The following is a 12,274-nucleotide window of genomic DNA, read 5'->3' on the forward strand; positions in this document are numbered from 1 at the left end:
AATAGATAAATTCGATAAATAAAAGCTTAATTCTGATTCTTCCACCTTTCACAAATTTGACCTCCTGTTTTTATGGCTTTTAAACTGTTTACTATACATTTAGTAAATTTAAATTCATATTGAACAGCTACTTAATAGACTTCCTAGTCTTACTAGGGCGCTCGGGTTAATAAAAGTAATCCTGTCGTTGCTTACACCATTTTGTTACTTACTTACTTACTTACTTACTTACTTACTTACTTACTTACTTACTTACGTGTGCCTATAGTCGGTCCAGTCTTCCCCCGTCTACAGTTAGCATTGCGCCTTGCACAAAAGCCGCCTCGGCCGAGGCGAGAAACGTGATAGCGGAGGCAATGTCTTCGGGTTTACCTACATCATTAGGGTCAATTTTTTCGATACCGGCTTTTACATTAGGATTGTCCCAAAGCATAGGCGTATCAATTGCGCCAGGCAATATGGCGTTTACCCGTATTCCCTTAATTTTACCTTCCAAGGCTGCGGAGCGGGTAAGCGACACCAAGGCAGCTTTGGCAGCGGCATACGGGGCTACCAGCGGTTCGGTCTCTATTGCATGAATGCTGGCTACGTTGATAATGGCCCCACCGGGTTTCATGTTAAGGAAGGAATGCTTGATAAAAAAAAAGGCACCCAGCAGATCAACCTTTAATATTCTTATCCAGTCTTCCTCGGTTTGCTCTTCAATGGGTTTGAAGATCATAAGTCCCGCATTGTTCACCACAATATCCAACTGACCAAAATGATCGATGGCTGTTTGTACGGCAGCCTGCACCTCAGCCTCAACCGATACATTGCAGGTAGCAGCTATTACGCTTTGGTTATTGGTTAGGGTTAAAGATTGGACAGCAGTTGCTAATTTTTGTTCGTTTAAATCGGCAAGTACAATACGAGCCCCTTCGGTAATAAATTTACGCGCAATGGCCATACCAATGCCTCCTGCACCGCCGGTTACAATGGCTACTTTATCTTTTAATAGCATAATTTATTCGTTTGTAGGTGAATTAGTAGTTGCATTAATTTCCTGTCTGGCTTGCATCCGTTTTCTTTTAGCCCATTCCTCGTTGTGCTCGCTGGGCATTACTACCGGCACCGTCAGGCAAACGCTTTGGGTAGGCAGTACTTCGCGCCATTCCGATATAATTCTTTTGTAAGCCGTACCCACAGGTCGTATGTTTCTGTTCAGGTCATATAAACCAAGCGGGTTTACCTGGTTATTGTTTTCCCGCAGGCCAGTATCCCAATCCACCTGGTCGGTAAGCGAAAACCAGGTAAACCCAACAATAGGCAGACCGTCGTTGCGCACGCGTAGTACATTGGCCCATTCTTTCCAAAGCCAGTATACGGCTTCATCCCCCTTAGGGCCTTGCTTCAGGTTCGTTTCGGTGTGCATGACCGGCAACTGGTAACGGTCGTAGTACTGCGATGTTATTACATGATAGCCAAATATTTCACCGGAGGCCTGGGTAGAACCGTCCGCAAATACACGATGCTCGTTCGTGATGTAGTAGTCATTGCCCATAATGCAGTGGTGCTTTAAGTTATTTTCCAAAAAGAAATGATACTCCGCGCGGGTCATGCCGTTATCCATCAGGTATTCATACATATCGGAATCTACCCGGCGGCCATAATTCAGATCAAGCGAAAGAAATCGGCGGGCATTCATTAACTCTGCCGGCTTTATAGCCTTAGGATTTTCGGCATGGTAATACTCCGATGATTCGCTTTGTATGAAGATGGCATCGGGCCGTACCTCAAGTATGGTTTGCATAGCCAGGACGTTGGCTTTTACAATGTGCTTGAGCGCGGTAACAAATGTTCTGTCTGTTGTCATCTGCTCGTTCCATTACCCATACAAAGCAGAGAACACGGCGCAGATGTACATTTCATTTACCGGTGTATACAACTGCACCCAGGGGTAGCGTTCGGCAAACGCGCGGCTATATTCTTTAAACAGTTGCGGAAATTCAGGATTTTGAAAGTTGCCGATCCAATCCGGCACACCAAAGTGACAGAGATCGACAATAGGTACAATATTAAGGCGCTTTAATTCGGCAAAGGCTTCATCAGTAAACGACCAGTCAAATTTACCTTTACCTAAAAAGGCTTTATGCAGAGGAGGCCCATAGCGAAGAAAATTTATGCCGAGCTCTTTTACCAATTCAAAGTCTTTTTTCCAGTAAGTGTAATGGCCGCATTTTTCAAGCTCGTCCATTCGTACGGTGCCGTTTTGTATAGTTGGTATGCTGTTCTCGATACCTGTAGCAAACATAAATCCTAGCTGCATAATCTTCCGGTTTGGTGTCCTACCTTGATTAAAGGCGCAAGCATTAATCAAGAGTAGGCTGGTTTAAGTAATTGTTCTACGAAATTTTAATTAAATAAGAAGGGTTAGCCTTAAGATTTAAGAAGTAAAAGAAGTTGAAATGCAAGGATATAGGCACGCTCGATAAAATCGGGCCCGGAAAAAAAGGCAACTGGAAAAATTTATAATGGATAAATAACTTAAAGGAAGCGGAGGCTACTAATGTATTCTAAACCAGGAAACATTTTACTTGTAAGCGGAATATAGAAAAGTACTAATATGGAAAGATAATGTTGTACAAACCAAGTTGGATAAAAATAAGTTTATACGTTTAAAAGGAGGGATTTACGCTACTTAGAAAATTTGAAGGGACTTGTATAATGTACTTTCTCTGGCCTAAAAAATTTAAAACCTTTATTTTACCTTCTAAATAAACATTTTGAATATTATGTCATTGGATAAGGCACTTGTTATGATTGGGTAATATTGCTTCTTTATATAAGAAAGAATTTTTGCAGGAAGGTGTTATAAAACTTACTTGAAATTAAAAAGCCTTGGTTCTGATTTAGAACCAAGGCTTTTTAATGTATTACCTCACTAGTTTAAATTCCAAAACCAATGTAAATCTGCGTAACAGAATTCTTAGAATCGTTCGTTAAACTTCCTGCCAGACCACTTTTCCCAATTTCACGTAAACCATAGTTATAACGGGCACCAACAGTAACGCCTCTTACGTCAAAGCCTACGCCAATTAATGCCCCATAATCTAACCGGTTAAAGTCATCGGTTTTTAGCTCTTTAATGTCCGTTGAGTTCAGGTTGGACGTTTTCAGATCTTTCACGTTAGCGGATACCAGATAAGCTAAATAAGGCCCAGCATGAACATTAAGCGGACCAATGTTAACCGCTAAAGCTACCGGTACCTGGATATAGTTTAAATTAAATCGCACTTCCCCAGGCTCAATGCCAAATAAGTTTTCCAGGTCTGAACCGCCATAAGTAACTTTAGAACCAACGTTTGAATAAAGAACTTCCGGTTGAATGGCCAAAAAACTCGTAATTGGCACTTTACCAAAAACACCTAAATGGTAACCTACTTTAATATTTTCGTCTTCGGCATTTGGTTGGTCTACGTAGAGCTGAGAAATATTAAATCCTCCTTTAATTCCGAATTTGGGTCCGGGATTATTTTCTTGGGCTTGCGTACGTTCCACTCCCACGATTAGGAGTAAAGCAAGTCCTATTGCAAATAATTTTTGAGTAAAGCACATCGTTTATAATATTTTTAAGATTAGGTATTAACCTGTATACTCTTTTAGAAATAGGATAGTTGTCTAATACTCTTTTAATTTATTTTGAAGTTCTGGCTGATTTACTTATACCAAATGTGCTAATTTCCTAGTTTAAAGAATGGCACTAAAAAGTTATTCTTTTTTGTACACCCAGTTAAATGGTAACGTTTGGTAATAACATCTCGGCCAAACGTTCGTCCCGGTCATAAATATCTTTTCGGAAGTTTATATTTCCTTGGGCATCAATGAAGGCGGTAAAGTAGACTATATATACCGGTAACACCTTTTCTAAAGTTATGGTCTGTTCTTTGCCGGCCTCCATGGCCGCTTTTATCTTTTGTGGTGTCCATTGCGGATAATCCCGTAACAAATAGGCAGCCAACCTGGCCGGTTCGCTTACCCGAATACACCCATGGCTAAAAGCCCGTGAATTTTCCTGGAACAAAGATTTAGAAGGAGTATCGTGCAGGTAAATACTGTAACTATTAGGAAATAAAAATTTTACTTGCCCTAAGGAATTTCTAGGGCCTGGCTTTTGCCGGACTATTGGTAACCCATTTCGCTGGCCGATTACCTGCATGTTGTGTCGGTTTAAGTAATTTGGATCGCGGCGCATTCCCGGCACAATTTCCTTTCTGACAATACTGGCCGGAACGTACCAATACGGACTAAAAACTACATACTTAATATCCCCACTAAAAATTACTGTTTTATGTACCGCTTTACCCACCACTACCCTGCATTTCCAGGTCACACTGTCGTTTTTAAAAACCCGTAAAGTATAGTCCGGAATGTTCACCACCAGGTAATCCGATTCTGCATGTATAGGCAACCACCGGCTCCGTTCCATATTTACTATTATTTGCTGAATACGGGTTTTTAAAGGCACGTTTAATTCTGTTAAAGTACTGCCTCCAAGAATGCCATCCGATAGAAGTCCATGGCGCTGCTGAAATTGCTTTACTGCTGCTACCAGAGCAACATCAAAAAGGTTCGTGCTCGTATCACCGGTAAAGTCGCCATATTTTTGCAAACGGTGTTTTATTTGAAGGATTTCTGCTGATTTATCTCCCTGTTGGTAACCGTTCTTTTTGGATGGAATAGGGCTCCATACTTCCTTTTTATTTAATTCCTGGTAACGCTGTAAAAAGGTTCTTAATAATTCATATTGCCGATATACCGGTTCTTTTACTCTTTCTCTGGGTTGGATTAGAAGACTATCCAGAAATTCGCTATAGGAAACTTTTTTACGCGGTACAAACCACTGCATGGCCTGTGATATAGAATCATTTAAGCCTTCCCAAGCTGTTCGGGCAAAAGCAAAATAACCGGCTGTTAGCATTAGTTCCGTTCTGGGATCGGGTTTAACGTAAGCCTCACCTTGTGCCTCCGCTAGTAAAGAATCAAATTCCTGGCGATAAGGCAATTCCTGCCGGATTCCTTCCTGCTCTATATTAATTACTTTATTGGCAACGTTGCCAGCCTGTTCAATTAAACCCCGTTTATCAAACCAGGCATAAGCAAAGTTTCGGGTACGATAAAATCTTTTTAAATTGGCTTCGTAAGGATGAAAGGCGGGGTATTCCTGAAAAAACTGATGCAGGTAAGTAGAATCAAAACTTAGTTCGGTTTGCGGGCTAAAATTGCCGGATATAGTTTTTTTGATTTCGGTTAGGGTACTATCCCTGGCCACATTTTCCGGGGACCTTTTTTCTGAGGATTTAGAGTTTTGATTACAGGCGGTACATATTAAAATTCCTGCATACATTAAGTAATTAAAAAGGCTCCCTTTTGATTTCATATTTGGTATACGAATCTTTACTTAGACTATCCCGCCCGATCGGCTTTATTTTTTCCAGGCCCACTAACGCAATAAGAGGGAAGTTGGACTAAGCCTCTCCCCTCTTACACTTGTCTTTACTGGTAGTTAAGGCTACTTAGGCAAAGAGAGTTTTTCATTGAATTTTAGTACTTGCGGCGAATTCTGGTTTTTCTTGGTAGTAATAACGATTACCCCATTGCTGGCTTTATCCCCGAATAACTTTCGGGCGCTTTCCCCTTTGAAAACATTCATACTTTGAATTTCACTGGGATCCATGTTTTTGGCGACGGTATTCGTTTCTTTTTTCCCGTCAATATAATAAACCACGGCCTGCGGCGATGTTACTTGTACACTTGGTGATTGCGGGGCATTATAAGAGGAACCGGGGGTTAGTGTCGGCTCATCATTGCAGGCGGTAAAAGCCAGCAGTGGAACAGTTATCATGGGTACTAGAATGGCATATCGGGCAACGTGCCGTAAGGGAGATTTGCATTTGTTCATCATAGCAATACGCATTTTTATAGTTAGAAAATTATAATTATTAACCAGGGTAATCCCCGAGGATAGGCCGCTGAGGCGCACTAAACTGTATTGGTAAAATTGGCTATTTACCCCGCTTAGGAGCATCTGCCGGTCCGTAATAAATTCCAAATTTTCTTTCACCGCTTGTTTCAGGAGCCAAGCAACTGGGTTGAACCAGCATAAGATACCAGTAACTTCCACAAGCAGTACATCCAAGGTATGCCATTGGCGCACATGGATGTGCTCATGCTGCAAGATGGCAGTAAGCTCTTCCGGTGAATGCTGACTAGAATGAAGATAGACTGTTTGCCAGAAGGAAAATGGGTTTATCCTGTTTTTTACCTGGCGGTAGGAAAACCCGTTATGCCAGGCAGGAATGGACGAGCGGTGAATAGGATATAAAGAAAAGAGTTGAACGAGAAAGCGCAAAGCTGTGAGCACCACCCCCGACCCAAAAAGAAATCCAAGAACTAGCCAGAAAGAAGATGCTGGTACTCGCTCCGGTATCAAGTAAAGGGTTCTCCAATCAGAAACAATAACCGTAAAGGGAACACTAAAGTCCGGCTGTTTACTAAATAACTGAGAAATATCTATCAGCGGATAGGTCAAGGAAAAGCCAATGCCGAGGACCAGAAAGAAGCGGTTTAAGGTACAAAAAGTAAGGGGACGCAGCAGAAAACGGTACGCCAGGTAAAAGAGCACCAAAGCGAAATTAACTTGCAACAGGTATACAAACAAGGCTGGCATCTTATTCAGATTTACGTTTTTCAATCATTTCAATAATTTCCTGGAGTTCGGCGGCGCCTATCTGTTGCTCCTGGGCAAAAAAGGAAACGAGCTCTTTGTAAGAGTTTTGAAAATAATCACCGATGAAGTTGCTCATAAAACTCCGGCTGTAATCTTTTTCCTGAATCAGAGGAGTGTAGCGGTAAGAATAACCTAGCTTTTCACTCTGGATAAAACCCTTTTGTTCGAGCTTTTTGACGGTGGACGCTAAAGTAGTATAAGGTGGTTGGGGAGCGGGAAGATGCTCCAGAAAGTCCTTGATGAATCCACCATTGGTTCGCCAAATAACCTGCATGGTTTCCTCTTCTGGTTTAGTTAATCTTTCCATTTATACGACTTTTCCGTATATCTACGAATTAATCGTATAAATGGAAAGATTATTTCAAAAAATTTACTATTTATTTTTTAGGTGAGTCAGGAAGTACCCTTTTCAGGTGAAAAAGCCAAAGATTTTAGCAGGCTTTTCTCTAAACTCGCCTCAAGTGCCAACCTAATTTACTATTTTCCAAGATGGCTAGAGGAGATAGAATTTTAACAAGAAGGGAAACTTAATGCCAGTTACTTTTCCATTATTTATTACATTGTTATTTTTTTATAGAACAAACAGCAACTATGGTTTTTTCTACCTATTACCCCATTGTAGGTGGGTGACGATGGCATTTTTACTGCAATCATATTAATTGCTTTTTATTTACCCAGACTTATAACGAGACCACTTTTACATAAGCTATAAAAGTGGTCTCCCAGGAAAAATAATTTTCTTTTTTGCTATTATTTAATCGGCCATTTGTTTTCTGCTAGTATGTTTTTTTTGCCTATGTACTTCGGCTAGTTACCTTTAGTTCCCCCGGCTCTGTCAACTTCGTTTAAATCTACCTGGAGCTTCTTTGCTTCAAACTTCTCTCCTTTGCTGAAGCGGTAACGCAGATTTACTTTAAAGGCTTGGGTACCGTTATATTGCTGTGAAGTGGTTGTGTTTCCGTTTATAGTTGTGTGACCCGCTATTCTTTTGGTTCTGAATACATCTGTAACGCTAAGGCTCAGGTCCAGTTTTTCATTTAAAAAAGATCGTTTTAAACCCGCATCTACCCACCAGTTATCCTTCAGTTGGTAAAGTCCATAAGCAATTGGGCCCTGGTAACCCGCGTTTATTTCCATGCGCATACCTCCCGGTAGTAGTATGTTATGGTTCGTTTGTGCCAGAAAAGTTACTTGCTCATTTTGCAGTACCTGTTCACCTCTGTTTAGGGCAAAGCGCTGGTAAAGAAGCGTGGTATTGTTGTTCATTTCCCAATTAGCCGACACCTGCACGGGAGCAGCCAGTGTAGCACTTGTGCTCTTCCTATCATCCACGTTCTGCTGCTGAAAAATAGTTAACTGATCAGAATAAATTTGGACCGGTACCTCTGCAATAAAATCTTTTGTGAGCGAGTAGTCCAGCAACAGATTATAACGCTGCTTAAAGGTTTGAGTCAGGGAAAAAGAATGGGTGTACTGTGGCTTCAGGTAAGGATTGCCCTGTACCAGCGAATAAGGATCGAGGTAGAACACGAATGGATTAAGCGACTCATATTGTGGCCGGTTTATTCTTCGGCTATAGTTGTAGCTGATCTGATACTCGTCATTTACGTTCTGCTGCAAAAACAAGCTGGGAAACAGATCCAGGTACTTCCGTTCAGTGCTTTGGTTAAGGGTTACAGAACGGCCCTCTGTTGTTGTTTGCTCTGCCCGCAAGCCTCCCTGCAGGTGCCACCTTTTGCCCATTGGAGTAGCGTAGTTGGCATAGGCAGCATATATGTTTTCTTTATATATAAAGTGGTTACTTCTGCTCTCGTCCAGGTGTTGTATGTTGCCAGCTGTTGTATAAAAGTGAAGTTCATTATCAGATACAACATGGCTTACTTTTGCTCCTGCTTCCAGTTTGCCTAGCTTACCAAGTGATTTGGTAAAATCGGTTTTAGCTGCGTATATATCGTAAGTGCCCGGGTTTTCTGAAAGCAACAAATCTGTTCTGACAGGTGCCTCAGTGCCCAGGCTGTCATACTTATTCAGGAAGCTGGCCTTATCATCACTTATCAATCGCACATAGTCCACATTAGCCGACAGCGTGGTACCAAGAGTATCCAGGTTGCCTAGGTAGTGCAGGTTTAAAGCGCTGTTATTATATTTGTTATTCGATTTGTTAGCGGCATTTACATACACGTCCGTTTGCTGGTTTAGATGGCTCAGGTACGTGTTGGCCTGCACCTGATCTTGTGTCCGGTAGCGGGAAACACTACCGGATACTCCTATACTATGTTGGGTGTTGATGGAATAATCCGTTCCTATTCGTAATGCCGGCACAAAACGGGAGCCCTTTTCTTTTAGCCGCTGGTTCAGGCTTTGGCCAATGTTATCAGAAGAGGTGCGCTGCATGTTGTTGCTACGGAAACGGGTCCGCTCCGCCACATCCAGATTCGCAAAAGAACTCCAACGGCCTTGCTTGTAGTTAAGATCAGTGCCGGCGGAATAGCCGTGTAGCTCGGCATACTGATATCCTGCATATACACTACCATTCATACCGGCTATGGTATTTTTTTTCAGATTGATGTTGATGATGCCGGAAGCACCCTCTGCATCATACCTGGCGGAAGGGTTTGTTATAATTTCCAGATCCTTGATGTTTTCCGCCGACATGCTTTGAAGCAGGTTCTGCAGCTCTTTGCCACTCAGGTAAGACGTCCTGCCATCAACCATGATCTGCACGCCGGCTTTGCCGTTCAGCTTTATATTTCCCTCCTGGTCTACCCATACCCCTGGAGATTTTGTAAGCACTTCAAAGGCAGTTGCGCCACTTGCCAGAGCAGTACCTTCCACACTCACCACCATCTTATCCGCCTGATTTATCACGGTAGGGCGCATAGCCTGCACAACCACTTCCCCCAACATTCCTGTATCTTCCAGTAAAGTTAGGTTACCAAAGTCTTTGTTAAAGTTATTTCCGTTTACCTCAAATAGGGCCGTTTCTAATGTTGTGTAGCCAATCATACTAAGCCTGACTTTGTACATGCCAGCACCTGGCGCTACCATCTGGAAGCCACCTTCCAAACTGGCAATGGTTCCGGTTACTATTTTACCATCTGTGGCTTTCAGCACGGCCACATTTACAAAGCCCAAGGGTTGCCCTTTAGCGTCCTGCACGGTGCCGGAAAGCTTTCCCTGGGCCAGACCATGCTGGGCAAAAAATAGGAACAGAACAAAAAGGGGTAATTTGAGTAATTTCATAGTCTTTTTTATGTTTAGTTGTTTTTCATTCTTTCTTCTTCAGCTTTGCGCTGTTTGTAGATCAAAGATGAAAAGACACAGGAAGCAATGAAACCACATGCTGATGAACCGGAACATTAGGTGAATGAACTTGGATATAACTTGAATGAAAAGGAGAGGCACTGGAATGAAACAGATAGATTGGGGTACTAAAAACTGGCCGAAGTAAATAGCCGGTAATCTTTTATGCCCATCTATAACTGCAAAGTAAGATTATCGTGCTTGCAAATTGAAAGGAACTTACATTAATTGCATCAGCTAGGAAAAACTGAATTAAACTACCGCCCGCCCTGCAGATGCACTTTAATTGGAACTTTATACTTACCAGAGTTGGTACAGCAGCCTTAACATCTGTCTTCTTCTTCTACACGTTTGTCTTCATTAATTTGGGCACCATATTCTGGTTTGAGGCCAGTGCACTAAAAGAATTGCTACTCGTGTCGCTGTTTCTTATTTCCACATTCTGGATGCATCCTAAGATTTCAACGCTCTTTTATGCTCCTCCTTTTCCAAGACTTCCTGATTATATGAATGCTTTTTTAGAGGCGGCATTTGTTATTGTAACCAGCCTCTTCCTGTGTTTACTCTTTGTGTACCTGCCAACAAATATTCTTCTGCCCAGCGTGGAGGTGCTGCCTATTCGGGTTAGGTCGAGCTTTGTGGTGGGAGCTATTATTTCCCTCTTCTTTTATTACTTTGTAGAGCGCCAACGGAAAACAAAGCTGCTGCAGGCAGAGCATTTACGGGCAGAGCAACTGCATAAAGAGAGTTATAGGGCACAGTTGGAAGCGTTGAAAAACCAAATAAATCCGCACTTCCTCTTCAATAGCCTGAATGTACTGCATTCGCTCATCTATGTGGACCAGGATAAGGCCGCACAGTTCCTGAGTCAGCTTTCAGAGGTTTACCGGTTCCTGCTCGATAGCAGCAGCAAACAGTTGGTGCCTCTAAAAACCGAGCTTGAACTGGTACATGCATACCTGTACCTGCTAAAGACCCGGTTCGGCGAGAACGTGCAATTTCAGGTTGAGGTGCCCGATGCGTACCGGCAATTGGAGCTCCCCCCTACAGCAGCGCAAATGTTAATCGAGAACGCAATAAAGCACAACGGCTCCACTTCGCGGAAACCCCTTTTAATTTCTATTTTTGTGGCAGACGGCAAACTGGTAGTGAAAAACAACCTGCAGCCACGGTTCGATGAAGTAAAATCAACCAAGATTGGCTTAAAGAACATAAGCACCCGGTACAGCTACCTAACCAGCCAAGAAGTGGAAATAGAGCAAATGGATCAGGAGTTTATCGTGCGCCTGCCGTTACTTAAAGTTGAGCAACATGAAAATACTTATCATTGAAAATGAGCAACTCGCAGCCGATGCCCTGGGCGCCATTATCACCCGGCTCAGGCCCGAAGCCAGAATTGTGGCTTCCATTGGTTCTGTAGAGGAAGCGGTGGAGTGGCTGATATTACACCAAAGCCCGGATCTGATCTTCTGCGACATTCACTTATCTGACGGCAGCAGTTTTGAGATTTTTAAGCAGGTAGAGGTGAAATGTCCAATTATCTTCACGACAGCGTACAACCAATATGCAATAGAGGCTTTCCAGGTCAACAGCATCGATTATCTCCTGAAACCCTTAAAGGCAGTGGAGGTGGCAAAGGCCATAAAGAAGCACGAAGACCTGAAGCAACACCATGTTTCGCAGGAAATAAGTAACCTGCACCATCTGGTACAGGCACCACCGCCCCAGCCCTCCCGTTCAAGGTTTCTCGTAAAGAGCGGGCAGGCCATTAAAGCTGTAGCGGTAGAGGAGGTTTCTTATTTTTGGGCAGAAGAAGGGGTAGTGTTTCTGGTAACGCAACAAGGTAGGCGCTATATCATCAACCACACCTTAGACCAATTAGAAGACCAACTGGAAAAAAAAGCTTTTTTCCGGGCTAACAGACAGCTCATCGTGCATATAATCGCCGTGCAGGAGGTAAGGCCCTACTTCAAAGGACGCTTGCATCTGTTACTACAACCTGCCTTTCCAACAGACATCATCGTGAGCAACAGCAAAGCCAATGCTTTCAAAGAGTGGCTGGACCAGTAGCTCCGGCACCACACCAACCGCCGGTGCTATAGGCATACCTACAGCAGCGGCTGCTCTACATTATTAGGCGAACCAATCTTATAAAGAATGCATTTAGCTGTTTCTTCATACAAGTAGCGCTGGAGTAGCATTTTC

The 12,274-nt window shown here is 42.8% G+C and carries 10 protein-coding genes; 2 read left to right on the plus strand and 8 right to left on the minus strand.

Annotation, left to right across the window (positions count from 1 at the left end):
* Positions 1 to 262: 262 nt before the first annotated feature.
* From HUW48_RS12190 to HUW48_RS12220, 8 genes are all read right to left on the minus strand, one after another.
* The gene (locus HUW48_RS12190) at positions 263 to 1,000 is read right to left on the minus strand and encodes an SDR family NAD(P)-dependent oxidoreductase (RefSeq protein WP_182415930.1); all 738 of its coding nucleotides are present in this window, start codon (positions 998 to 1,000) and stop codon (positions 263 to 265) included.
* A gap of 3 nt (positions 1,001 to 1,003) precedes the next feature.
* The gene (locus HUW48_RS26785; protein WP_220464022.1) at positions 1,004 to 1,789 is read right to left on the minus strand and encodes a hypothetical protein; all 786 of its coding nucleotides are present in this window, start codon (positions 1,787 to 1,789) and stop codon (positions 1,004 to 1,006) included.
* 75 nt (positions 1,790 to 1,864) lie between these two features.
* On the minus strand, positions 1,865 to 2,305 hold the full coding sequence (locus tag HUW48_RS26790; protein ID WP_220464023.1) for a family 1 glycosylhydrolase: 441 nt from the start codon (positions 2,303 to 2,305) through the stop codon (positions 1,865 to 1,867).
* Positions 2,306 to 2,925: 620 nt separating this feature from the next.
* Positions 2,926 to 3,594 carry a porin family protein gene (locus HUW48_RS12200; RefSeq protein ID WP_182415931.1) on the minus strand — a complete coding sequence of 223 codons (669 nt, stop codon included), beginning with the start codon at positions 3,592 to 3,594 and terminating at the stop codon, positions 2,926 to 2,928.
* A gap of 175 nt (positions 3,595 to 3,769) precedes the next feature.
* Complete coding sequence (locus HUW48_RS12205; protein WP_182415932.1) at positions 3,770 to 5,416, minus strand: L,D-transpeptidase family protein; 1,647 nt, start codon at positions 5,414 to 5,416, stop codon at positions 3,770 to 3,772.
* Positions 5,417 to 5,548: 132 nt separating this feature from the next.
* On the minus strand, positions 5,549 to 6,706 hold the full coding sequence (locus HUW48_RS12210; RefSeq protein ID WP_182415933.1) for a M56 family metallopeptidase: 1,158 nt from the start codon (positions 6,704 to 6,706) through the stop codon (positions 5,549 to 5,551).
* Position 6,707: 1 nt separating this feature from the next.
* Positions 6,708 to 7,073 carry a BlaI/MecI/CopY family transcriptional regulator gene (locus tag HUW48_RS12215; RefSeq protein WP_182415934.1) on the minus strand — a complete coding sequence of 122 codons (366 nt, stop codon included), beginning with the start codon at positions 7,071 to 7,073 and terminating at the stop codon, positions 6,708 to 6,710.
* Positions 7,074 to 7,573: 500 nt separating this feature from the next.
* The gene (locus tag HUW48_RS12220; RefSeq protein ID WP_182415935.1) at positions 7,574 to 10,009 is read right to left on the minus strand and encodes an outer membrane beta-barrel family protein; all 2,436 of its coding nucleotides are present in this window, start codon (positions 10,007 to 10,009) and stop codon (positions 7,574 to 7,576) included.
* 629 nt (positions 10,010 to 10,638) lie between these two features.
* Between HUW48_RS12220 and HUW48_RS12225 the strand changes: the two genes are divergently transcribed.
* Both HUW48_RS12225 and HUW48_RS12230 read left to right on the plus strand, forming a co-directional pair.
* A complete protein-coding gene (locus tag HUW48_RS12225; protein ID WP_182415936.1) occupies positions 10,639 to 11,400 on the plus strand; it encodes a sensor histidine kinase in 762 nt (253 codons plus the stop codon).
* Positions 11,381 to 12,139: a LytR/AlgR family response regulator transcription factor gene (locus HUW48_RS12230; RefSeq protein WP_182415937.1), complete on the plus strand. Its 759-nt coding sequence runs from the start codon at positions 11,381 to 11,383 to the stop codon at positions 12,137 to 12,139. The genes HUW48_RS12225 and HUW48_RS12230 overlap by 20 nt, the downstream gene beginning before the upstream one ends.
* Positions 12,140 to 12,274 lie beyond the last annotated feature (135 nt).

The sequence above is a fragment of the Adhaeribacter radiodurans genome, assembly GCF_014075995.1.
Lineage (GTDB): Bacteria > Bacteroidota > Bacteroidia > Cytophagales > Hymenobacteraceae > Adhaeribacter > Adhaeribacter radiodurans.